The organism is Serratia sp. NCCP-200, from assembly GCF_059697885.1.
Window position 1 is genome coordinate 779086 of the sequence record NZ_BAAKUJ010000003.1, and the last position, 22825, is coordinate 801910.

Here is a 22825-nt window from a genome sequence, read left to right on the forward strand (position 1 = left end):
GCCTTTTGGCGCCCTTGTTCTCTCTACAGCATTTTACGGATAACGTAGTGCAGGATGCCGTCGTTCTGGTAATAAGTCAGCTCATTGCCGGTATCAATGCGGCAACGGGTATTCACCACCACCTGCCGACCATCGGCATAGGTGATATTGACCGGTACCGTCTGGCCGGGTTGCAACGCCTGCAAACCACTCACGTCGATCAGTTCCTCCCCCGTCAAACCCAGCGTTTTGCGCGTTATACCCTGCGGGAATTCCAACGGCAAGATGCCCATACCTATCAGGTTGGAACGGTGGATGCGCTCAAAGGATTCCGCGATCACCACTCGCACCCCCAATAAACGTGGACCTTTGGCTGCCCAGTCACGGCTGGAGCCGGAGCCATACTCTTTACCCGCAATCACCGCCAGTGGCACCTGCTCCTGCTGATACTGCATGGCGGCATCATAGATCGCCATCTGATTCTGCGAAGGCAGATGCCGGGTATAACCGCCCTCAACGCCCGGAACCATTTCGTTACGGATACGGATGTTGGCGAAAGTGCCCCGCATCATTACTTCATGGTTACCGCGGCGCGAACCGTAAGAGTTGAACTCTTTCACCTCGACACCACGTTCGCTCAGGTAGCGCCCCGCCGGACTGTCACGCTTGATGTTGCCCGCAGGCGAGATATGGTCAGTGGTCACCGAGTCTGCCAGGATTGCCAGAATACGCGCGCCGTGAATGTCCTGCACCGGATCTGGTTGCGCCTTCATGGTACTGAAAAATGGCGGATGGCGAATATAGGTAGAGTCGGCTTGCCATTCGTACGTCGCGGAACCGGTCACCTGGATCGCTTGCCAACTGGCATCGCCATCAAACACGGCACCATATTCCTTATGGAACATTTCGGTGCTGACCTCGGCCACGGCTTGGGCAATCTCCTGGCTGGTAGGCCAGATATCCTTCAGATAGACCGGTTTCCCGTCGCGACCTACGCCCAACGCATCTTTGGTCAGGTCAACCTTCATGTTACCTGCCAGCGCATAGGCAACCACCAGTGGCGGCGAAGCCAGCCAGTTGGTTTTTACCAGCGGATGGATGCGCCCTTCAAAGTTACGGTTACCGGACAGCACGGCCCCTACGGTGAGATCCCCTTCCTTGATCGCCTGCTCAATCGGCTCGGGCAACGGGCCAGAGTTACCAATACAGGTCGTACAACCATAGCCAACCAGGTTAAAGCCCAATTGTTCCAGGTACGGAGTCAGTTTGGCGCGGTCGAAGTATTCGGTCACCACTTTGGAACCCGGTGCCAGAGAGGTTTTCACCCAAGGCTTGGTCTTCAAGCCCTTTTCAACGGCCTTTTTGGCCAACAGGCCAGCGGCCATCATCACGCTCGGGTTGGAGGTGTTGGTACAGGAGGTAATGGCTGCGATCACCACCGCGCCAGCATTTAGCTCTAGGCTTTTGCCACCCAGCGTGAAGCTTTTCACTTCCTGCTTATCTTTCTTACCGCCAATCTCCAGCTCGGTCGCGGCGGTGAATGCTGTTGGCACCTGCGGTAGCGCGACACGATCCTGCGGGCGTTTTGGCCCTGCCAGGCTTGCCTCAACCGTCGACATATCCAGCGACAGCGTGCTGGTAAACACCGGTTCATCGCCTGGATTGCGCCACATCCCCTGAGCCTTGGCATAGGCTTCCACCAATGCGATCTGCTCAGCGCTACGACCACTTAACTGCAGGTAGCCCAGCGTCACGTCATCCACCGGGAAGAAGCCACAGGTTGCCCCAAACTCTGGCGACATGTTGGCAATGGTTGCCCGGTCCGCCAGCGGTAAATCGGCCAGCCCATCACCATAAAACTCAACAAACTTGCCGACGACACCGTGCTTACGCAGCATTTGGGTGACGGTCAGCACCAGGTCTGTGGCCGTAATACCTTCGGATAACTTACCGCTGAGTTTAAAGCCCACCACATCCGGGATCAGCATCGAGACCGGCTGGCCCAACATGGCCGCTTCGGCCTCAATACCGCCAACGCCCCAACCGAGGATACCAAGGCCGTTAATCATGGTGGTGTGGGAGTCGGTCCCCACCAGGGTATCGGGGTAAGCAATGCGTTGGCCATTCTCTTCGGTATGCCAAACGGTTTGCCCCAGATACTCCAGGTTCACCTGATGGCAGATGCCGGTGCCGGGCGGCACCACGCGGAAGCGGTTGAAGGCCTTTTGCCCCCAGCGCAGGAAGGTGTAGCGCTCGTGGTTGCGCTCCATTTCGATACGCACGTTTTCGCCAAAGGCGTCATCGTCGCCAAACTCATCGACAGTGACCGAGTGGTCAATAACCAGATCGACCGGTGATAGCGGATTCACCTGATCGACTTTCCCGCCCAGGCGCAGAACGGCCTCACGCATTGCCGCCAAATCCACCACAGCAGGCACGCCGGTGAAGTCCTGCATCAGCACCCGAGCCGGGCGATAAGCAATTTCGCGGTCGGCATGGCCGGTTTGCAACCAACCTACGATCGCTTTCAGATCGTCAACCTGTACCGTATCACCATCCACATGGCGCAACAGGTTTTCCAGTAACACTTTCATCGATTTCGGCAGCCGGTCAATATCCCCTAACTGTCTGGCCGCCAGTGGCAAACTGTAATAGTGATACTCACTACCCAGTGCTACCAGCTTATCCATACTCGTTTTACGAAGATCGGACGACATAGCTCCTCCATTTTTTATTATGTCAAACCAGGGTGATTTCTGAGGTGTTATTTAAAGATAACACAAACGCCATGTAACGTTTTGATAACAACACGTTTTGATCATAACGATAGGCAAGAGCAATCAAAGGCGGGAAGCTACTGGTAGGTCAATGAGTTAGCAGTTATCAGACAATGAAAAACCGCCCTTCGGCGGTTTAAATGGTGTAATGCGGCTCAAGTTAACGGCCTATTTGGTCGGCAGTTTGATGTCCTTGAACATGGCTTCGATCTCGTCATTGGTGCGTAAAGCCACGGCGGTATCGACCACGTCGCGCGTCAGATGCGGAGCGAAACGCTGGATAAAATCGTACATATAGCTGCGCAGGAAAGTACTGCGACGGAAACCTATCTTGGTGGTGCTATAGGTAAAGATATCGCGGGCATCCACCATCACCAAATCCGGATCCTGCACCGGATCGACCGCCATGCTGGCGATCACGCCAACACCCAGTCCCAGGCGTACATAAGTCTTGATCACGTCGGCGTCGGTAGCGGTAAACACGATGCGCGGCGTCAACCCCGCCCGGTTAAACGCGGTATCCAGCTCTGAGCGTCCGGTAAAGCCGAAGGTATAGGTAACGATAGGATACTCGGCCAGCTCTTCAATGGTGATGTGGCTTTTTCCCGCTAAAGGATGATCGGGCTTCACTACTACCGCCCGGTTCCAGTGGTAGCACGGCAGCATGATTAAATCGTCATACAGATGCAGTGCTTCGGTAGCGATGGCAAAGTCTGCCGAGCCTTTGGAAACCGCTTCGGCAATCTGCGTTGGCGAGCCCTGGTGCATATGCAGCGATACGCGCGGATAACGCTCGATAAAGCCTTTGATCACATTGGGCAAGGCGTAGCGTGCCTGGGTATGGGTGGTTGCCACATACAGCGAACCTTTGTCCGGGTAAGTATGTTCCCCGGCAACGGCCTTGATGGCCTCCACTTTGGACAGCACTTCGCGAGCAATGCGGATAATTTCCTGGCCAGCAGGCGTCACCTGGGTAAGGTGCTTGCCGCTACGGGCGAAAATCTGGATGCCGAGCTCATCCTCCAGCATCCTCACCTGCTTGCTGATACCCGGTTGCGAGGTATAGAGACCTTCAGCCGTGGAAGAGACGTTGAGGTTATGATTCACCACTTCTACGATGTAACGAAGCTGCTGCAATTTCATATTTGAATACCATCCTAGGTTAAAACACTGCGGCCTGCCGCAGCCAGGTATCTCGGTGTTGCCCGGTATGCTTAATTCTCACAAGCCTTAAACACAGTGATTTCGCCCAGATGCTGATGAAAACGCCGTTGCTAATAAGCTTTAATCATAAAAAACGTTTTTATATAACCATTATATCATGTCGCGCCACCAAGTATAGAGCCGCTTCACAAGATGATAACGATCTTTTCGCATGATTATCAACGCCGAGCCTTGCCGATAAAAAATAAGAAAAAGCAGGGAAGAATAGATCCGCCAGCCGATTTTCGCCAATAAAAAACCAGCTCAGTGAGCTGGTTTTTTGCTGTTGCCCTGCGTCCGGGTTACTTCTTGCCTTCAACCCATTTGCCATCAACGAAGAATGCGGACCAGCCGGTGGCCTTGCCGTCTTTCTCTGATGAGACATACTGTTGCTTGGTTTTACGGCTGAAGCGCACCATCGTCTTGTTGCCTTCCGGATCGGCCACCGGCGCATCGGCCAGATAGCGCAATTTCTCAGGCAGACGATCTTTGAAGCGCAGCAACTCTTCCACTAATGGCGCACGGGTTTCGCGCGATTTAGGGAAGGTGTTGGCCGCCAGGAACACGCCAGCCGCCCCATCACGCAACACAAAGTAGGCGTCCGATTTCTCGCACGGCAACTCTGGCAGCGGGACCGGATCCTCTTTCGGCGGCGCAACTTCACCGCTGCGCAGGATCTTACGGGTGTTCTTGCAGTTTTCGTTGGTGCAGCCCATGTACTTGCCAAAGCGCCCCATTTTCAGGTGCATTTCGGAACCACATTTTTCACACTCCACGATCGGGCCGTCGTAACCTTTCAGGCGGAATTCGCCCTGCTCGATTTCGTAGCCGTCACAGGCCGGGTTGTTACCACACACGTGCAGCTTGCGCTGGTTGTCGATCAGGTAGCTGTCCATCGCAGTGCCGCACTTCTGGCAACGCTTACGGGCACGCAGGGCGTTGGTTTCTGCATCATCCCCTTCCAGGATGTTCAGCACTTCCGCTTCCGGCACCAGATTGATGGTGGTTTTACAGCGCTCCTTCGGCGTCAACGCATAACCGGAGCAACCAAGGAACACCCCGGTACTGGCTGTGCGGATGCCCATTTTGCGGCCACAGGTCGGGCAGTCAATGCTGGTCATCACCATCTGGTTCGGGCGCATACCGCCCTCTTCAGGGTCTTTCTCGGCGGTTTCCAGCTGCTCACTGAATTCGGCAAAGAATTCGTCCAGCACCGCTTTCCATTCCGCCTGGTTGTTGGCGACCTGGTCCAGGCCATTTTCCATGCGCGCGGTGAAGTCGTAATTCATCAGCTCACGGAAGTTTTCTTCCAGGCGGTCGGTGACGATCTCGCCCATTTTTTCCGCGTAGAACCGGCGGCTCTCTACCCGCACATAGCCACGATCCTGAATGGTCGAGATGATCGAGGCGTAAGTAGATGGACGGCCAATTCCGCGTTTTTCCAATTCTTTAACCAGTGAAGCTTCACTGTAACGCGCCGGTGGCTTGGTAAAGTGCTGGCTCGGGATCAGCTTTTGCAGATCCAGCTCGCTGCCCACTTCCACAAACGGCAAGGTGCGATCTTCATCGCCCTTACGCAGCGCAGGCATCACCTTGGTCCAGCCATCGAAACGCAGCGTACGGCCTTTGGCACGCAGCAGGAAGTCGTCGGCTTTCACCGTCAGCGTGGTGGAGTCGTATTGCGCTGGTGTCATCTGACAGGCGACAAACTGACGCCAGATCAGCTGATACAGTTTCTGCGCATCCGCTTCCATATCTTTCAGCTGTTCAGCCAATACGCTGACATCGGAAGGACGGATCGCTTCGTGCGCTTCCTGGGAGTTTTCTTTGCTGCTGTATTGGTTAGGCGCCTTCGGCAGGTACTTGTCGCCGAAGTTGTCACCGATATAACCACGCACCATGTTGACCGCGTCCTGGCTCAGGTTGGTGGAGTCGGTACGCATATAGGTGATATGACCGGCTTCATACAGACGCTGCGCCATCATCATGGTTTTCTTCACGCCGAAGCTCAGGCGGGTACTGGCAGCCTGTTGCAGCGTGGAGGTGATGAACGGTGCACCCGGTTTGCTGCTGGTTGGCTTGTCTTCACGATCCAGCACCGTATAACGGGCTTTTTCCAGCAGGTTAAGCGCGGCATGGGTCTGCTCACGGTTAACCGGTTTGAACGGCTTATCGTGGGCGTGGGTGACTTCCATCTGCAGTGCAATTTCGCCTTTCGCCAGCAGATCGGCATGCAGTTCCCAGTATTCTTCGGGTACGAACGCCTTGATGTCGCGCTCACGCTCCACCACCAGCCGTACCGCAACGGACTGCACCCGGCCAGCAGACAGGCCACGGGCAATTTTTTTCCACAGCAGTGGCGACACCATGTAGCCCACCACGCGGTCCATAAAGCGACGCGCCTGCTGTGCGTTGACACGATCGATATTCAGCTCGCCTGGCGCTTGGAACGCCTGCTGGATCGCGTTTTTGGTGATTTCGTTAAACACCACGCGGCTAAAGCGCTTGTCGTCCCCACCGATCACTTCCCGCAGGTGCCAGGCGATGGCTTCCCCTTCGCGGTCAAGGTCGGTTGCGAGGTAAATGTGGTCAGCATTTTCGGCTAACGACTTTAACTCGGCGACCACTTTTTCCTTACCGGGCAAAATCTCATATTGCGCTTCCCACCCGTGGTAAGGATCGACGCCCATGCGATTGACCAGCGCGGTCTTTTCATCTTTCTTGACTTTCTTTTTGGCTTTGTCTTTGGTTTTGTCTTCGGTTGACTCAGCGCTCTTTTTGCTAGCTGAGCCACTGGTCGGCAAATCACGGATATGACCGACGCTGGACTTCACCACGTAGTCATTACCTAAATATTTATTAATAGTTTTGGCTTTTGCCGGGGACTCAACTATTACGAGAGCTTTGCCCATAATTACCTTTACCTGAATTTAATACTTCTAAAAAGAAGCCATTTGTCTCGCCGTACCGCGGCAATTCGTATCTCTTATTTATATTGCGGTACTCTGGCAAGAGATCAACCTGTTTTTTTCTAATGGTTGCCTAACTGGTCAACCTGAACGCATTTCACCAGTCTAACCTGTTCACGCCAAACCCCAGAAGCCAGGCCAGCTATGACCTGCGTTGAGCGTAAACAAATCCTTCCACCGGAAGCCGCAAAATCCCACACTCTACCTGATAACAAACGCGACGCAACTTAATTAGCGCGGAAAACCTCATTTCGCCACGGACGGTCAAATCACTGGCCGTCCAGACGGCAATTAAACCTTAGCTGGTTTGCGGATAAACGCGAACCCGCGCTAGAATACGTTCAGAATTTTCGCTAGCAGGAGAAATAAATGCGTAACAACACTCAACCCATCGAACGAGCAGATCTGCTTACTGAAGCAAATAACATCATCCGCCAACATGAAGATTATATGCACGGCATGGTGGCCACCGACGTTGAGCAGAAAGGCAGCGTGTTGGTTTTCCGCGGCGAGTTCTTTTTAGATCCCGAGGGTCTGCCAACGGCAAAAACCACCGCCGTATTTAATATGTTTAAGCACCTGGCTCATGTGCTTTCCGAGAAATACCATCTGGTGGGTTAACCATTAAAAACGGGGCCATCAGGCCCCGTGCATTCACCGATTTACCGGCTTACAACAGCGGTTTCTCACCGCGCTGCCACCAGCGCAACAGCAGACGATCGACACTCTCTGCCGCACTGCCGGTAAAGCGATCGATCAGGCGTTTTCGGCGGGCATAGCGTACCCCCACCACTTCATGGTTTTCCATCTCGGCAATCAGCAGATCGTCACTGGTGCCGACCGCGTCAACCAGCCCTTTATCTTTTGCCTGAGTGCCATACCAATGCTCACCGGTCGCGACCTCTTCGATAGCCAATGAGGGGCGTTGCTGATGAACAAACTGTTTGAACAACTCGTGGGTTTCGTTCAGATCTTCACGGAACTTTTCCCGCCCTTGTTCGGTATTCTCACCAAACAGGGTCAAGGTGCGTTTGAACTGGCCCGCGGTGTGCAATTCCACATCGATATTGCTCTTTTGCAGCAAGCGATGGAAGTTGGGGATCTGCGCAACCACGCCGATCGAACCAATGATGGCGAACGGGGCCGCCACAATGCGGTCGGCCACGCAGGCCATCATATAACCGCCGCTAGCCGCGACCTTATCCACCGCCACCGTCAGGCGGATACCGCCCTTACGCAGGCGCTCCAGTTGCGACGCTGCCAGACCATAGCCGTGCACCACCCCACCAGGGCTCTCCAAACGCAGCAACACCTCGTCCTTAGCCGTAGCTACTGCCAACACGGCAGAGATCTCTTCACGCAGTGAGCTGACCTCATGGGCATCCATGCTACCCTTGAAGTCCAGTACATACAGGCAAGGTTTGACGGCCTCTACCGCACCGGCCTTGGCGCGCTGTTTTTTCAGCTTGTCGTCGGCCTTGTTCTGCTTTTTGAACTGCTTGCTCCAGGCCTTCTGCTCTGCCGCCCCCATGCGGGCAAGGCGCATTTCCCGCTGCATTTCACGATATTGCTCACCCAGGTCGGTAAGCTGTAGTTCCCCTTTCTGCTGGCTCTTGCGCTGCCCGAGGCTTACCGCCAGCAACGCCAGCGCGGCAATAGCAATCACCACCGTGGCAACTTTGGCCAGGAAAAGGCCATAAACAGATATAAACTCCACAGATACCGCCTTTATTTACAGTTTGTTAGTTGAGCGGGCGCAGCATGCAGCGCCCCTAGGTACTTTTTAGCAAATGGCACCACGGCTGTCGCGCCTAAATGAAAATTCAGATTGATGAGCATACGGCACACCTCCGTGCTATGGGGTTGCCCGCAGCGATAACCAAGCCACTATTGTACCGTTTTTGTTACAAAAGAATGCCGTTTCTGTAGGTTACTCATTGAAAATGCGATCCATTTCAGGCATATAACAGACATTATTCATTAAATTACTGACAAAAATTCGCAGCGGATCGCCATTGTGGTTGAGCAACCCTGCTCCTGCCAGCGATCCGCAATCCACCCAAGCTCCCAGCCATAGCGCGGGAGCCGCCAAACAGGCGCGAGGAATTATTGTGCATTACCAACCTAAGCAGGATCTGCTCGAACAACGAATTATTCTGGTCACCGGGGCGGGCGACGGCATTGGTCGAGAGGCGGCGCTGACTTACGCTCGCTACGGCGCACAGCTAGTGCTTCTTGGCCGCACGGAAAGCAAACTGCAGGCCGTCCAGGCCGAAATTGCCGCCATCTCCAGCGCCCCGACGCATATCGTAACGCTGGATTTGTTACACACCACGCCAGAGCAGTGCCAAACCCTGGCGGAAGACTTGGCCACCAAGGTGCCACGTCTGGACGGCGTATTGCAAAACGCTGGTCTGTTGGGCGACATCGCCCCAATGGCCGAGCTTTCGATGACCATGTGGAACGAAGTGATGCAGGTCAACGTGAATGCCACCTTCATGCTTACCCAGGCGCTGCTGCCGTTGCTGCTGAAATCAAATGCGGGATCGTTGGTGTTCACCAGCTCCAGCGTCGGCCGCACCGGCCGTGCTGGCTGGGGGGCCTATGCCGTTTCCAAGTTTGCTACCGAAGGGATGATGCAGGTATTGGCCGATGAGTATAAAAACCGTAACTTGCGGGTAAATTGCATCAATCCTGGGGGAACTCGCACTAAAATGCGTGCATCTGCATTCCCGCAGGAAGATAAAAACAAGCTGAAAACACCGGCCGATATCATGCCGTTGTATCTGTATTTGATGGGCGATGACAGCCGCCGTAAAACCGGCATGAGCTTCGATGCTCAGCCCAACCGTAAACCCGGCGCCGCCGAATAAGGAAGCATTTAACATGGCTGAAGATCGTCACCAACAACGCCAGCAACGGCTGAAAGAACAGGTGGATGCCCGCATTGCCGCCGCGCAGGAAACCCGTGGTCTGTTGCTGGTCTTTACCGGCAATGGCAAAGGCAAGACCACCGCTGCATTTGGCACCGTCACCCGTGCCGTCGGCCACGGGATGAAGGCCGGAGTGATCCAGTTTATCAAAGGCCAGTGGCCTAACGGCGAGAAAAACCTGCTGCAACAGCACGGCGTGGAATTTCAGGTCATGGCAACCGGCTTTACCTGGGAAACCCAGGATCGGGAAAGCGATACCGCCGCCTGTCAGGCCGTCTGGCAACACGGTAAGCGGATGCTGGCCGACAGCAGCCTGGATCTAGTGCTGATGGACGAGTTGACCTATATGGTCACCTACGGCTATTTAGAGCTGTCAGAGGTGCTGGAAGCCCTTGAGCAGCGTCCTGCACACCAGACGGTGATTATCACCGGGCGTGGCTGTCATCGCGATTTGCTGGAGCTGGCGGATACCGTGACGGAGATGCGGCCGGTGAAGCACGCGTTTGAAGCGGGGATCAAGGCTCAGCAGGGTATTGACTGGTAACTGAATAACCCGTGGCCAAGCCAGAAGGCAAGGCCACGGTGATAAATTTAGCTACGCTTGGAAGACTTGGCCGGTTTACCCGGTTTGCTGCTACCTGGTGCGCCACGACGGCTGCCGGGAGCAACCTGGCTGTGACGTTTTACCGCACGGCGGATCTGGTTGGCCTTCACACGACGGCGATCGCGTTCCACCGGCAGTTTGCTGACGGTTTCCGGTTGCAGTTCCACCAGCTCACGCAGATAGTTGATCGCCTTCAGATCCAGCTCGGTATAGCCGCCACGAGGCAGGCCTTTTGGCAGATCGATATCGCCGTAACGCACGCGGATCAAGCGGCTTACCTGCACGCCAACGGCTTCCCACAGGCGACGCACCTCACGGTTACGGCCTTCGGTCAGCGTGACGTTGTACCACTGGTTGATCCCTTCGCCACCCTGGAAGGAGATGGTGCGGAATGCCGCAGGGCCATCTTCCAGTTGGACACCTTTGCTCAGTTGCTTGAGCTTTTCGTCGTCGATCTGGCCGAACACGCGCACAGCGTATTCGCGTTCAACTTCGCGGCTTGGATGCATCAGGCGGTTAGCCAGTTCACCGTCTGTGGTAAACAGCAGCAAGCCTGAGGTATTCACGTCCAAACGCCCTACCGCTACCCAGCGAGAGCCACGCAGTTTTGGCAGGCGATCGAAGACCGTTGGGCGGCCTTCTGGATCGCTACGGGTACAGAGTTCGCCTTCCGGCTTGTAATAAGCCAGCACGCGGCAAACCGCTTCTTCGGATTCTTTGATTGAGACAACGTGACCGTCCAGACGAATTTTCATCCCGGCGACCACTTCAACGCGGTCGCCCAGTTTGGCGATCTTACCGTCGACGCTGATGCGACCCGCCTCAATCATGGTTTCTATTTCACGACGCGAGCCATGGCCAGCATTCGCTAATACTTTCTGTAACTTTTCGCTCATTGAGCAACCTCTAATGTCGCCTTCACAGGCGTCGGGGGGACTTTGCCGCCACTCTCAGCAAGGAGAGACGGCCGCAAAGATTAGCACTTGGTCAAAACCAACCGTTTATTATACAGGCTTTATCCCTCCTTGGCACTGACTTCGTCCGGCAGTTTAGCGGAAAGGCGCTGGATCGCCAGCCCCTTCACGGATCACTTCCGGGGAGGATTCGGTCAGGTCGATAACCGTGGTTGGCTGCTGGCCCAGGAAACCGCCGTGGATCACCAGATCCACCTGCTTGCCAAGGTGTTCGCTGATCTCTTCCGGATCGGATTCGGCAAAGTCATTGCCTGGCAGCATCAGCGTGGTCGACATCATCGGCTCATTGAGCACTTCCAGCAATGCCAGAGCGATCGGGTTGGATGGCACACGTAGGCCGATGGTTTTACGCTTGTCATTCATCAGGCGACGAGGCACTTCTTTGGTCGCTTTCAGGATGAAGGTGTAATTGCCCGGCGTATTGTTCTTGATCAGGCGAAAAGACGAATTGTCCACATAGGCATAGGTCGACAGCTCGGACAGATCGCGGCACATCAGCGTAAAGTTGTGGTTACCGTCCAACTGGCGAATACGGCAGATACGCTCCAACGCCGTCTTCTCCTCAAGTTTGCAGCCCAGCGCGTAGCCAGAGTCTGTTGGATAGACGATCACGCCGCCCTTGCGCAGCACCTCTACGGCCTGATTAACCAGACGCGGCTGCGGATTGTCCGGATGAATATAAAATAGCTGGCTCATCTCTAACTCCTGAAAATGATGCACGCGCAAAACAACGCCCGTGTTAAATCAATCTACTAAGTTCTGTTGGGGCAGTGGCCAATCGCGCCAAACCGGTTCAACACCGCCGGGTAACCACAGTTTGCGCCCCAACTCAATCCACGAACAGGGCTGATGGAAATCCGAACCCTGAGACGCTAATAATTGGTAGTCCTGCGCATATTTAGCCAATACCGTACGCTCATGGGGGGCTTGTTGACACTGCGCCACCTCCATCGCATCACCGCCGTGTTCGGCAAAATAGGCCAACAGACGTTTCAGCCATTTTGCCGTCAGATCGTAACGGCCCGGATGCGCCATCACCGCTTGGCCACCGGATTGATGAATGACATCAATGGCTTGTTCTATTGTACACCACTGTGGCGGAACATAGCCGATTTTCCCTTTGGCGAGATACTTCTTGAACACCTGCGCCATGTTGCCAGCTATGCCCTGCTGCACCAGAAAACGGGCAAAATGCCCTCTGGTAACCGCCCCATCCCCCGCCAGCAGCTGCGCTCCGGCATAGGCATCGGGAATGCGCGCTTTTGCTAACCGAACACCGATTTCTTGCGCCCGCAGATTACGGCGTTCGGTCTGTTCGACCAGCAGCTGTAGCAGCGCCGGATGGGTGATGTCGAGCCCCAACCCAACAATGTGGATCTCATGGTTTTCCCACAGTGTAGAAATCTCCACGCCGTTAACCAGCTGCAAGGGCAAGGCAAGATCGGCTATCGCGGCCGCAGCCTCTGCCAATCCGTTGGTGGTGTCGTGATCGGTAATAGCCAGCACGCCAACGCGCATCTCAACGGCTCGCTGCACCAGTTGAGTCGGCGTTAAATAACCGTCCGAAGCGGTGGTGTGGCTGTGGAGATCGTACAGGGTAAAAGCGGAGGGTTGTGGGCTGCTGTCTGTCAAAAGGGATATCTCGCGATGGCTTGGCTTTCTATCATACCCGTTATGGTTGGCCGGACGGAAATCTATTCTGCCGATGGCGCTCCCGCCAGATTAACGATTCTACGCTAGCCGCTAACATATTGTGCAAAAAGAGAGTTGACATTGCCCCTTCGTTCCAGTTAACTAGTACACAAGTTCACGGCAATAACCGTGTTGGATGAAAATACAGAGAGCAACATGATGACTAAGCACACTTCTCTTCTTCGCTGGTGGCGTACTTCCCAATCAAGGGTCGAGTAATCACGCATACCTGTCATCTGACACTGCAGATTCCCTAGGCCCGCTCATTACAGCGGGCTTTTTTATGGACAAGATTTGACTGGAACTACCGAAGATGAACATCAAACCACAGCTCAAACTCCTCACGGCACAGGCCGGTTACCGCAGCGATACGACGGCGATTTTTCATCAGCTGTGCGGCGCGCGCCCTGCCACCCTGTTGCTGGACTCGGCGGAAATCAACAGCAAGCAAAACCTGAAAAGCCTGCTGATTGTTGACAGTGCCCTGCGCATTACCGCCTTGGGCCGTAAGGTCAGCCTTCAGGCGTTGACCGCTAACGGTGCAGCCCTGCTGCCACTGTTGGATGAAGCCTTGCCTGCCGACGTTCAAATCCAGGCTCGCCCTAATGGCCGTGAGCTGACCTTCCCGGCAATTGATACGGTACAAGACGAAGATGCCCGCCTGCGTTCACTGTCGGTGTTTGATGCATTGCGCACGATGCTGACGCTGGTCGACGCCCCAGCCGATGAGCGTGAAGCTATGCTGCTCGGCGGCCTGTTTGCCTATGACCTGGTGGCCGGGTTTGAAGACCTGCCGGAGCTGCGCCAAGACCAACGCTGCCCGGACTTCTGTTTCTACCTGGCGGAAACGCTGCTGGTGCTGGATCACCAGCGCGGTGTGGCCCGTTTGCAAGCCAGCGTATTTACCGGTGACCACGCTGAAACTCTGCGTTTGCAGCAGCGTCTCCAACAGCTTCAGGTGCAATTGCAACAAACTCCGATCGCCATTCCTCATCAAAAACTGGAAGACATGCAGCTAAGCTGCAATCAAAGCGATGAAGAGTACGGCGCGGTGGTCAGCCAGTTGCAGCAGGCGATCCGTCACGGTGAGATTTTCCAGGTAGTGCCTTCTCGTCGCTTCTCCCTGCCTTGCCCTAACCCGCTGGCGGCTTACCAGACGCTGAAGGAAAACAATCCAAGCCCTTACATGTTCTTTATGCAGGACGACGAGTTCACGCTGTTCGGTGCCTCGCCGGAAAGCGCGCTGAAATATGAAGCTACCAGCCGTCAAATCGAAATTTACCCGATCGCCGGTACTCGTCCTCGCGGACGCCGCGCCGACGGTTCGCTGGATCTGGATCTCGACAGCCGTATCGAACTGGAAATGCGTACCGACCATAAAGAGCTGGCGGAACACCTGATGCTGGTCGACCTGGCCCGCAACGATCTGGCCCGCATCTGTGAAGCTGGCAGCCGCTATGTTGCCGACCTGACCAAGGTAGACCGTTACTCATTCGTGATGCACCTGGTTTCCCGCGTGGTCGGCAAGCTGCGTGGCGATCTCGACGTGCTGCATGCCTATCAGGCCTGTATGAATATGGGCACGCTTAGCGGCGCCCCGAAAGTACGCGCCATGCAGCTGATTGCCGCCTCTGAAGGCACCCGTCGTGGCAGCTACGGCGGCGCAGTGGGCTACTTTACCGCTCACGGCGATCTCGATACCTGTATTGTCATTCGTTCCGCGTATGTTGAGGACGGTGTTGCCACTGTGCAGGCCGGTGCCGGTGTGGTGCTGGACTCCGTTCCACAGGCAGAAGCCGATGAAACCCGTAACAAGGCACGTGCCGTGCTGCGTGCCATCGCCAGCGCGCACCAGGCCAAGGAGATTTTCTAATGGCCGATATCTTACTGCTCGACAACGTCGACTCCTTTACTTACAACCTGGTCGATCAACTGCGTGCCAGCGGTCATCAGGTAGTCATTTACCGTAACCAGATTGCCGCCGAGATCATCATCGCGCGCCTGCAACAGATGGAACAGCCTATTTTAATGCTGTCCCCAGGCCCTGGTACTCCAGCCGACGCTGGTTGTATGCCAGAGCTGTTGCAACGCCTGCGCGGCCAGATGCCAATCATCGGGATCTGTCTCGGCCATCAGGCGATTGTGGAAGCCTATGGCGGCCACGTTGGCCAGGCCGGTGAGATCTTGCACGGCAAGGCTTCTTCCATTACTCACGATAACCAGGGGATGTTTGCCGGTATGGCCAATCCGCTGCCGGTCGCCCGCTATCATTCGCTGGTCGGCAGCAATATCCCTGAAGGGCTGACCGTCAATGCTCGCTTCGGCGACATGGTGATGGCAGTGCGTCACGATGAACACCGCGTATGTGGTTTCCAATTCCATCCAGAATCCATTCTGACCACCCAAGGCGCGCGTTTGCTTGAGCAGACGTTGGCCTGGGCGCTGGCGAAATAATCAAGGGGAACCGACTATGCAACCTATTCTTGAAAAACTGTATCGCTCAGAGTCGATGAGCCAGGAAGAAAGCCAGCAGTTATTCAGCGCTATCGTGCGCGGTGAGCTGGAACCTAGCCAACTGGCGGCGGCATTGATCAGCATGAAGATCCGCGGTGAGCACCCGGAAGAAATCGCCGGGGCAGCCAAGGCGCTCTTGGCCGATGCTCTACCGTTCCCACGCCCGGACTATGCCTTCGCGGATATCGTCGGCACCGGCGGTGACGGCACCAACAGCATCAATATCTCTACGGCCAGCGCCTTTGTCGCTGCAGCCTGTGGAGTTAAGGTGGCTAAGCACGGCAACCGCAGCGTCTCCAGCCGTTCCGGTTCATCCGATCTGTTGGCCGCTTTCGGGATCCGCCTGGATCTGCCTGCGGAAGAATCCCGCAAGGCTTTGGATGAACTGGGCGTATGTTTCCTGTTTGCGCCGCAGTATCACACCGGTTTTCGCCATGCGATGCCGGTACGCCAACAGTTGAAGACCCGCACGGTGTTCAACGTACTCGGGCCGTTGATTAACCCGGCTCGCCCACCGTTGGCGTTGATTGGGGTCTACAGCCCGGAGCTGGTGCTGCCAATCGCCCAAACCCTGCGCGTATTGGGTTATCAGCGCGCCGCCGTCGTGCACGGTGGCGGAATGGATGAAGTGGCGATCCACACCACCACTCACGTCGCGGAGCTGAATGACGGCGAAATTGAAAGTTATCAGCTGACGCCTAACTCTTTTGGGTTGGACAGCTACCCGCTGGGCTCCCTGCTGGGTGGGTCGCCGGAAGAAAACCGTGACATTCTGGCAAGGTTGTTACAAGGTAAAGGTGAGCCAGCGCACGCCGCGGCGGTCGCCGCCAACGTCGCACTGTTGCTGAAACTATTCGGACAGGAAGACCTGCGCCAGAACGCGCAGCAGGCATTGGAAATGATCCACAGTGGGCAGGCTTACCAGCGTGTCACTGCTTTGGCAGCAAGAGGATAAATGATGCAGGAAACCGTGCTCAACAAGATTGTTCGTGACAAGGCGCAGTGGGTCGCGGCACGTAAGCAACAACAGCCCTTAGCCAGCTTTCAAAACGAAATCGTGCCAAGCGAGCGTAGCTTTTATCATGCGCTACAAGGCGCCAGAACGGCATTTATTCTCGAATGCAAAAAAGCCTCTCCTTCCAAGGGGCTGATCCGCGAGAATTTTGACCCGGTGGAAATCGCCTCGGTGTATAAGGACTTCGCCTCGGCGATCTCGGTGCTGACCGATGAGCAATACTTCCAGGGCAGCTTCGATTTTCTGCCGCTGGTGAGTAAAACCGTGACCCAGCCGGTACTGTGTAAGGACTTTATGATCGACCCTTACCAAATCTATCTGGCACGTCACTACCAGGCCGACGCCATTCTGTTGATGCTGTCAGTGCTCGATGACGAACAGTACCGCCAACTTGCTGCGGTGGCACACAGCCTGAATATGGGCGTGCTGACCGAGGTGATAAGCGAAGAAGAATTACAGCGTGCGGTACAGCTCGAAGCCAAAGTGATTGGCATCAACAACCGCGATCTGCGCGATCTGTCTATCGATCTGGATCGCACCCGCACCCTGGCTCCTAAAGTGCCACATGGCGTAACGGTGATCAGCGAGTCCGGCATCAATAACTATCGCCAGATCCGTGAACTCAGCCGCTATGCCAACGGTTTTCTGATCGGTAGCGCATTGATGTCGGAGGCCAACCTGCGCAGCACGGTACGCCGCGTGATCCTCGGTGACAACAAAGTCTGTGGCCTGACCCGGCCGCAAGATGCCGCCGCCGCTTATCAGGCCGGTGCCAACTACGGCGGTCTGATCTTCGTTGGCCGTTCCCCGCGTAACGTGGACATTGCCCGCGCCAGGGAAGTGATCGCCGGAGCGCCGTTGAAATACGTGGGCGTTTTCTGTGATGCGCCCATCGCTACGGTAGCGCAAACTGCTGAGCGCCTTGGTCTGCATGCGGTGCAACTGCACGGCGCGGAAGACCAGGCTTATATCAACGCCCTGCGCGCCGAGCTGCCAGCCACCTGTCAGATCTGGAAAGCCTTGAGCGTAAAAGACAGCCTGCCCGCTCGCGATCTGCAACAGGTCGATCGTTACCTGCTGGATAACGGCGCTGGCGGTACCGGGGTTCGATTTGACTGGTCGGTGTTGCGGGGCCAAACGCTGGACAACGTGATGCTGGCTGGCGGCCTGAGTGCAGACAACTGTATAGATGCGGCCCAACTGGGCTGTGCGGGCCTCGATTTCAACTCTGGCGTAGAGAGCCAACCCGGCATCAAAGATGCCGGGCGTCTGGCAGCGGTGTTCCAAACCCTGCGCGCCTACTGATTGCGAACCTCATTTAACGGATAATAACGGGAAAAATAATGACGCTGCTTAACCCTTACTTCGGCGAATTTGGCGGTCAGTACGTGCCGCAAATTTTGATGCCAGCCCTGAAACAACTGGAAGAAGCCTTCGTCAGCGCCCAGCGTGACCCTGAGTTCCAGGCAGAGTTTATCGATCTGCTGAAAAACTATGCGGGCCGCCCAACGGCACTGACGCTGTGCAAAAACCTGACTGCCGGTAGCAAAACCAAACTCTACCTAAAGCGTGAAGATCTGCTGCATGGCGGTGCCCATAAGACCAACCAGGTATTGGGCCAGGCGCTGCTTGCCAAACGCATGGGCAAAACCGAGATCATCGCGGAAACCGGCGCTGGCCAACACGGTGTGGCCTCTGCGCTGGCATGCGCCCTGCTCGGTCTGAAATGCCGCATCTACATGGGTGCCAAGGACATTGAACGCCAGTCACCTAATGTATTCCGTATGCGCCTGATGGGGGCTGAAGTGATCCCGGTGCACAGCGGTTCTTCCACGCTGAAAGATGCCTGTAACGAAGCGCTGCGCGACTGGTCTGGCTCTTACGATAAGGCCCACTACATGCTGGGCACTGCCGCAGGCCCGCACCCGTTCCCGACCATCGTGCGTGAATTCCAACGCATGATCGGTGAAGAAACCAAAGCTCAGGTGCTGGAGCGTGAAGGCCGTCTGCCGGATGCCGTATTGGCCTGCGTTGGCGGTGGTTCCAACGCCATCGGCATGTTTGCCGACTTTATCGATGATGACAGCGTTGGCCTGATCGGCGTTGAACCCGCTGGCCTGGGGATCGAAACCGGCCAGCATGGTGCGCCGCTGAAGCATGGCAAGGTGGGGATCTACTTCGGTATGAAATCACCGATGATGCAAACCTCTGAAGGCCAGATCGAAGAGTCTTACTCGATTTCCGCCGGTTTGGACTTCCCTTCCGTTGGCCCGCAGCACGCCTATCTGAACAGCATCGGCCGCGCAGAGTACGTGTCGATCACCGATGATGAAGCGCTGGAGGCTTTCAAAGCGCTTTCCCGCCACGAAGGGATTATCCCGGCGTTGGAGTCTTCCCATGCCCTCGCACACGCGCTGAAAATGATCCGTGAAGAGCCGCAGAAAGAACAGATCCTGGTGGTTAACCTGTCCGGCCGCGGCGACAAAGACATATTTACCGTTCACGACATTCTGAAAGCACGGGGAGAAATCTGATGGAACGTTATCAGCAACTGTTCAAACGGTTGGAAAATAATAAAGAAGGCGCCTTCGTGCCGTTTGTCACCCTCGGCGACCCAAACCCGACGCTATCGTTACAGATTATCGATACGCTGGTGGAAAACGGTGCAGATGCCTTGGAGTTGGGGATCCCCTTCTCGGATCCGTTGGCCGATGGCCCAACCATTCAAAGCGCAGCACTGCGTGCTTTCGCTTCTGGGGTTACGCCAACGCACTGTTTTGAAATGCTGGCGGCAATCCGCCAGAAGCACCCTGATATTCCGATTGGCCTGCTGATGTACGCCAACCTGGTGTTCCACGGCGGTATTGACGCATTTTATCAGCGCTGTGCGCAGGCCGGTGTAGATTCAGTGTTGATCGCGGACGTGCCTTTCGAGGAGTCCGCACCTTTCCGCGCGGCAGCAACTCGCCACGGCATCGCGCCAATCTATATCTGCCCACCAAATGCGGATGAGGATTTACTGCGTGAAATCTCGTCCCACGGCCGGGGTTACACTTACCTGCTGTCACGAGCCGGGGTAACAGGCACGGAAAGCCGGGCGCAGTTACCGCTGCACCACCTGGTCAATAAGCTGCGCGAGTATCATGCGGCGCCACCGCTGCAAGGTTTTGGCATCTCTGAACCATCACAGGTCAAGGATGCGTTGCAAGCCGGGGCCGCCGGGGCAATCTCCGGTTCGGCAATTGTAAAAATCATCGAACAGAATCTGGCTCAACCGGCAGAAATGTTGGCCAAGCTAGGCAAGTTTGTACGTGAAATGAAAGCCGCTACCCGCGTTTAATCTCGCCCCTCAATCACCGGATATTGCAAAGGTATCCGGTGATAACACTTTGTTTACCCTCAGTCTTGCTACAGATTTTTTTGCAAACAATTTGAACAAACCAGCATCCTGCCCCACAATCATATTTGCCGCTAAATATTCAGTGGCTCAGTGCATACGATTTCGTTAGCTGATTGAAATCAGCGTTTAATTTCAACAATAACATTTGCAAGGAGAGTCATTTATGAAGCTATTTAAAACCCTTTCGGCGCTGTGCATGGCAGCTATTTTGGCGATGGCAGTTTCTGCCTGTGCTCCAACGGCAAAATCAGAAGGGACTGGCGGCTATATTGACGATACGGTCATCACTACCAAGGTGAAGTCAGCACTGCTGGCGGATAAGACCATCAAGTCCACCGAGATTAGCGTTGAAACCTTTAAGGGCCGGGTACAGCTGAGCGGTTTTGTCAGCTCCAGTGCCGATGCTAACCGTGCTATTCAGGTCACACGCGGCGTGGCAGGAGTTAAATCCGTCGAAAACGATATGCGCATTAAATAACTAAAGAGGGAGGCGCCGAACAGCGCCTCCTTATTGCAGCGTAGCTTAGAAGCGGTAGCCCGCACCAAACATAAATACAAATGGATCCAGACGAGTGTCAATGCTCTGACTTGGGCCACCAGCAACATCAAATCGGGTCTTTGTTTCGATATTCATCCACCAGACCGACATGTTCAGCATCCAGTGCTCATCCAGGTTGTAATCCATCCCCGCCTGGGCAGCAACACCCCAAGAATCTTTCAGATCCAAGTTGCTTAGACCCGCGCTTTTACCGTAGTCGTTGAACTTCTCATCGAAGAACGTGGTGTAGTTTACGCCAACACCCAGATAAGGGCGTAGTTTGTCCTGCTTGTCACCAAAGTAGTACTGTGCCATCAGCGTTGGCGGCAGTTGGTGAACTGTTGCAATATCCTGACCCGCCAAGGTAACTTTATGACGGAATGGTGTAGCTGCCAGCAGTTCAACACCGATATTGTCGGTCACCATATAACCGAACGTCAGGCCGAGCTGAGTGTTGTTTTTAGCATCGAGCGTCCCCAGCCCTAAAACGTTGTCCGAACCTGCATTAGGACGAACTGTTGCAGTCCCTGCACGGAACAGGAAATCACCCGCTTGATGCGCGCTTGCTACCATAGGAGCCATCAGAGCCCCTAACACCACCAGAGTTGTCTTTTTCATTATCCATTCCATTTGTGTGGTTTACAGTCCCGATGAATATACCTATTAACAGGTATTTATGATCCCATCGAGATCACATCTTAAGTGTAAAAATTTAAATTCCCACCAAAAACAAAGCCACCTAAGGTGTTAATAAATCGATAATTGATCTGAATCAATAAACGCCTTTTGTTGTAAATATGATGCATGTTTGAATTTCTGTTACCGAAAAAAGTTGCTAAAAAAAATGCCACTGCGTAATTTCATCATTCCTGTTGGTTTTGGTTGGGCCGGTAAGGAGTCGGTGGCAATCAAGATGAGCGAAATTCAAAATCCCTGCACCAGCTGCGGCGCCTGCTGCGGTTATTTTCGAGTATCATTCTATTGGGCCGAAGCGGAAGATGGCGGCGGCGTGGTACCTATATCCTTAACTGAACCCTTGAGCCCCTTTCTGCGCTGTATGCAAGGGACCAACAGCAAGTCACCACGCTGCACCTCGTTGGTCGGTGAGATTGGTCAGGCGGTGTCCTGTTCGATCTACCCCAATCGCCCCAGCCCCTGCCGCGAATTCGATCAATCCGGGGAAAACGGCCTGCGCAATGAAGCCTGCGATCGCGCCCGTGAGCGCTACGGCCTGCCGCCCTTGCCGGTTCCCCTGCCTTTATCAATGTCAGAGACCATAATCGTCCAAGAAATCAGCACAGTGCCATTCGCGGGGTGCCACAGCGGCGCGGAACAAGGTACAATCGTCCACTGATTTAACTACGTTCCCGACGCCAAGGAGTCTGCATGCCAAGCATGCCAATTACGGCCAACACGTTGTACCGTGACAGTTTTAACTTTTTCCGTAATCAGGTTGCCAGCATTGTGCTGTTGGCACTGCTGACCGCATTCATTTCTGTGCTGCTTAATCAGGCGTTTAGCCCCGATATCGAGCAGTTGAAGATCCTGACCGCGACGGAAAGTGATTTGGCCTCCAACGCCGGTGCCGGCATGGGGATCCAGGAAATCATTCAGCAAATGACGCCTGAACAGCAGATGGTGCTGTTGAAAGTGTCCGCCGCCGCGACGATTTCCGCTTTAGTGGGTAACGTGCTGCTGGTGGGGGGCATGTTGACGCTGATCCGCCTGGTTTCTGAAGGCCAGCGCACCAGTGCGCTGCGGGCTATCGGGATATCTGCCCCGCTGTTGCCGCGTTTACTGTTGCTGCTGTTTGTCTGCACCTTGCTGACCCAGCTTGGCCTAACGCTGTTTGTCGTGCCCGGTGTGATCATGGCGATCTCGTTCTCGTTGGCCCCGGTGATTTCCGTGGCCGATGGGAAAGGCATGTTTGCCTCACTGAAACTGAGCTGCAAGCTGGCCTTTGCTAACGCGCGGGTGATCGTTCCGGCGATGATGCTGTGGTTGGCGGCCAAACTACTGGTGCTGTTTATGGTCAGTCACTTGTCGGTATTGACGCCACACGTAGCCAGCATAGTTCTGACAGCATTGAGCAACCTGGTTTCTGCCCTGCTGCTGATTTATTTGTTCCGTCTGTATATGTTACTGCGTGACACCGCGCCCGCTTCTGGCGTTTCATTAGATAAAAGATAAACCGAATCAGTTGAGGTTTAAGGGCACGCTTTAGTCG

Annotated in this window: 20 protein-coding genes and 1 other annotated feature; of the genes, 12 read left to right on the forward strand and 8 right to left on the reverse strand. The window is 55.0% G+C overall.

What is annotated here, in order from left to right; translation table 11 throughout:
- Positions 1 to 23 precede the first annotated feature (23 nt).
- From acnA to topA, 3 genes are all read right to left on the reverse strand, one after another.
- Positions 24 to 2696 carry an aconitate hydratase AcnA gene (gene acnA, locus AC6HVW_RS13705; protein WP_071683412.1) on the reverse strand — a complete coding sequence of 891 codons (2673 nt, stop codon included), beginning with the start codon at positions 2694 to 2696 and terminating at the stop codon, positions 24 to 26.
- A gap of 228 nt (positions 2697 to 2924) precedes the next feature.
- On the reverse strand, positions 2925 to 3899 hold the full coding sequence (gene cysB, locus AC6HVW_RS13710) for an HTH-type transcriptional regulator CysB (protein WP_021181263.1): 975 nt from the start codon (positions 3897 to 3899) through the stop codon (positions 2925 to 2927).
- A 362-nt stretch (positions 3900 to 4261) separates the two neighbouring features.
- Positions 4262 to 6871 (reverse strand): type I DNA topoisomerase, encoded by a 2610-nt coding sequence (gene topA, locus AC6HVW_RS13715; protein WP_021181262.1) that lies wholly within the window; start codon positions 6869 to 6871, stop codon positions 4262 to 4264.
- 426 nt (positions 6872 to 7297) lie between these two features.
- Here topA and AC6HVW_RS13720 point away from each other — a divergent pair, with 426 nt between their 5' ends.
- Complete coding sequence (locus AC6HVW_RS13720) at positions 7298 to 7549, forward strand: YciN family protein (protein WP_021806572.1); 252 nt, start codon at positions 7298 to 7300, stop codon at positions 7547 to 7549.
- A gap of 49 nt (positions 7550 to 7598) precedes the next feature.
- Here AC6HVW_RS13720 and sohB read toward each other — a convergent pair whose 3' ends face one another.
- Positions 7599 to 8645 carry a protease SohB gene (sohB, locus tag AC6HVW_RS13725; protein WP_021806573.1) on the reverse strand — a complete coding sequence of 349 codons (1047 nt, stop codon included), beginning with the start codon at positions 8643 to 8645 and terminating at the stop codon, positions 7599 to 7601.
- 394 nt (positions 8646 to 9039) lie between these two features.
- On the opposite strand from sohB, the gene AC6HVW_RS13730 reads away from it, so the two are divergent.
- Both AC6HVW_RS13730 and cobO read left to right on the forward strand, forming a co-directional pair.
- Entirely contained in the window at positions 9040 to 9801 is a 762-nt protein-coding gene (locus tag AC6HVW_RS13730) for a YciK family oxidoreductase (protein ID WP_059200952.1), read from the forward strand.
- Positions 9802 to 9814: 13 nt separating this feature from the next.
- Positions 9815 to 10405 (forward strand): cob(I)yrinic acid a,c-diamide adenosyltransferase, encoded by a 591-nt coding sequence (cobO, locus tag AC6HVW_RS13735; protein ID WP_021806577.1) that lies wholly within the window; start codon positions 9815 to 9817, stop codon positions 10403 to 10405.
- 47 nt (positions 10406 to 10452) lie between these two features.
- Here the strand turns inward: cobO and rluB are convergent, their stop codons facing one another.
- The 3 genes from rluB to rnm form a co-directional block, all read right to left on the reverse strand.
- Positions 10453 to 11361, reverse strand: coding sequence for a 23S rRNA pseudouridine(2605) synthase RluB (gene rluB / locus AC6HVW_RS13740; RefSeq protein ID WP_071683410.1), 909 nt, complete (start codon positions 11359 to 11361; stop codon positions 10453 to 10455).
- 153 nt (positions 11362 to 11514) lie between these two features.
- On the reverse strand, positions 11515 to 12135 hold the full coding sequence (locus AC6HVW_RS13745; RefSeq protein WP_021181255.1) for an L-threonylcarbamoyladenylate synthase: 621 nt from the start codon (positions 12133 to 12135) through the stop codon (positions 11515 to 11517).
- A 48-nt stretch (positions 12136 to 12183) separates the two neighbouring features.
- Positions 12184 to 13071, reverse strand: coding sequence for an RNase RNM (gene rnm, locus AC6HVW_RS13750; protein ID WP_071683409.1), 888 nt, complete (start codon positions 13069 to 13071; stop codon positions 12184 to 12186).
- A 240-nt stretch (positions 13072 to 13311) separates the two neighbouring features.
- Positions 13312 to 13416, forward strand: a sequence feature (Trp leader region).
- Positions 13417 to 13444: 28 nt separating this feature from the next.
- On the opposite strand from rnm, the gene AC6HVW_RS13755 reads away from it, so the two are divergent.
- The 7 genes from AC6HVW_RS13755 to AC6HVW_RS13785 all read left to right on the forward strand — a co-directional run bounded on the left by AC6HVW_RS13755 (position 13445) and on the right by AC6HVW_RS13785 (position 20538).
- Positions 13445 to 15004 (forward strand): anthranilate synthase component 1, encoded by a 1560-nt coding sequence (locus tag AC6HVW_RS13755; RefSeq protein ID WP_071683408.1) that lies wholly within the window; start codon positions 13445 to 13447, stop codon positions 15002 to 15004.
- Positions 15004 to 15585 (forward strand): glutamine amidotransferase-related protein, encoded by a 582-nt coding sequence (locus AC6HVW_RS13760; RefSeq protein WP_021806581.1) that lies wholly within the window; start codon positions 15004 to 15006, stop codon positions 15583 to 15585. Before AC6HVW_RS13755 ends, AC6HVW_RS13760 begins: the two co-directional genes overlap by 1 nt.
- A gap of 16 nt (positions 15586 to 15601) precedes the next feature.
- A complete protein-coding gene (gene trpD, locus AC6HVW_RS13765) occupies positions 15602 to 16600 on the forward strand; it encodes an anthranilate phosphoribosyltransferase (RefSeq protein WP_071683407.1) in 999 nt (332 codons plus the stop codon).
- Positions 16601 to 16603: 3 nt separating this feature from the next.
- Positions 16604 to 17965 carry a bifunctional indole-3-glycerol-phosphate synthase TrpC/phosphoribosylanthranilate isomerase TrpF gene (gene trpCF, locus AC6HVW_RS13770; protein WP_497569501.1) on the forward strand — a complete coding sequence of 454 codons (1362 nt, stop codon included), beginning with the start codon at positions 16604 to 16606 and terminating at the stop codon, positions 17963 to 17965.
- Positions 17966 to 18003: 38 nt separating this feature from the next.
- Positions 18004 to 19194, forward strand: a complete 1191-nt coding sequence (trpB, locus tag AC6HVW_RS13775; protein WP_021806583.1) for a tryptophan synthase subunit beta — start codon at positions 18004 to 18006, stop codon at positions 19192 to 19194.
- Complete coding sequence (gene trpA, locus AC6HVW_RS13780) at positions 19194 to 20000, forward strand: tryptophan synthase subunit alpha (protein ID WP_021806584.1); 807 nt, start codon at positions 19194 to 19196, stop codon at positions 19998 to 20000. Before trpB ends, trpA begins: the two co-directional genes overlap by 1 nt.
- A 223-nt stretch (positions 20001 to 20223) precedes the next feature.
- Positions 20224 to 20538, forward strand: coding sequence for a BON domain-containing protein (locus tag AC6HVW_RS13785; RefSeq protein ID WP_021181247.1), 315 nt, complete (start codon positions 20224 to 20226; stop codon positions 20536 to 20538).
- A gap of 45 nt (positions 20539 to 20583) precedes the next feature.
- Here AC6HVW_RS13785 and ompW read toward each other — a convergent pair whose 3' ends face one another.
- A complete protein-coding gene (gene ompW, locus AC6HVW_RS13790; protein WP_024486833.1) occupies positions 20584 to 21216 on the reverse strand; it encodes an outer membrane protein OmpW in 633 nt (210 codons plus the stop codon).
- Between the two features lie 295 nt (positions 21217 to 21511).
- Between ompW and AC6HVW_RS13795 the strand changes: the two genes are divergently transcribed.
- On the forward strand, positions 21512 to 21952 hold the full coding sequence (locus tag AC6HVW_RS13795; protein WP_071683696.1) for a YkgJ family cysteine cluster protein: 441 nt from the start codon (positions 21512 to 21514) through the stop codon (positions 21950 to 21952).
- A 41-nt stretch (positions 21953 to 21993) separates the two neighbouring features.
- The gene (locus AC6HVW_RS13800) at positions 21994 to 22788 is read left to right on the forward strand and encodes a YciC family protein (protein WP_024529248.1); all 795 of its coding nucleotides are present in this window, start codon (positions 21994 to 21996) and stop codon (positions 22786 to 22788) included.
- Positions 22789 to 22825 lie beyond the last annotated feature (37 nt).

Bases quoted from the DNA above. Each gene is read 5' to 3' on its own strand.
- acnA (WP_071683412.1), bottom strand. From the start codon at position 2,696: ATGTCGTCCGATCTTCGTAAAACGAGTATGGATAAGCTGGTAGCACTG.
- cysB (WP_021181263.1), bottom strand. From the start codon at position 3,899: ATGAAATTGCAGCAGCTTCGTTACATCGTAGAAGTGGTGAATCATAAC.
- topA (WP_021181262.1), bottom strand. From the start codon at position 6,871: ATGGGCAAAGCTCTCGTAATAGTTGAGTCCCCGGCAAAAGCCAAAACT.
- AC6HVW_RS13720 (WP_021806572.1), top strand. From the start codon at position 7,298: ATGCGTAACAACACTCAACCCATCGAACGAGCAGATCTGCTTACTGAA.
- cobO (WP_021806577.1), top strand. From the start codon at position 9,815: ATGGCTGAAGATCGTCACCAACAACGCCAGCAACGGCTGAAAGAACAG.
- rluB (WP_071683410.1), bottom strand. From the start codon at position 11,361: ATGAGCGAAAAGTTACAGAAAGTATTAGCGAATGCTGGCCATGGCTCG.
- AC6HVW_RS13745 (WP_021181255.1), bottom strand. From the start codon at position 12,135: ATGAGCCAGCTATTTTATATTCATCCGGACAATCCGCAGCCGCGTCTG.
- AC6HVW_RS13755 (WP_071683408.1), top strand. From the start codon at position 13,445: ATGAACATCAAACCACAGCTCAAACTCCTCACGGCACAGGCCGGTTAC.
- AC6HVW_RS13760 (WP_021806581.1), top strand. From the start codon at position 15,004: ATGGCCGATATCTTACTGCTCGACAACGTCGACTCCTTTACTTACAAC.
- trpD (WP_071683407.1), top strand. From the start codon at position 15,602: ATGCAACCTATTCTTGAAAAACTGTATCGCTCAGAGTCGATGAGCCAG.
- trpCF (WP_497569501.1), top strand. From the start codon at position 16,604: ATGCAGGAAACCGTGCTCAACAAGATTGTTCGTGACAAGGCGCAGTGG.
- trpB (WP_021806583.1), top strand. From the start codon at position 18,004: ATGACGCTGCTTAACCCTTACTTCGGCGAATTTGGCGGTCAGTACGTG.
- trpA (WP_021806584.1), top strand. From the start codon at position 19,194: ATGGAACGTTATCAGCAACTGTTCAAACGGTTGGAAAATAATAAAGAA.
- AC6HVW_RS13785 (WP_021181247.1), top strand. From the start codon at position 20,224: ATGAAGCTATTTAAAACCCTTTCGGCGCTGTGCATGGCAGCTATTTTG.
- ompW (WP_024486833.1), bottom strand. From the start codon at position 21,216: ATGAAAAAGACAACTCTGGTGGTGTTAGGGGCTCTGATGGCTCCTATG.
- AC6HVW_RS13795 (WP_071683696.1), top strand. From the start codon at position 21,512: ATGAGCGAAATTCAAAATCCCTGCACCAGCTGCGGCGCCTGCTGCGGT.
- AC6HVW_RS13800 (WP_024529248.1), top strand. From the start codon at position 21,994: ATGCCAATTACGGCCAACACGTTGTACCGTGACAGTTTTAACTTTTTC.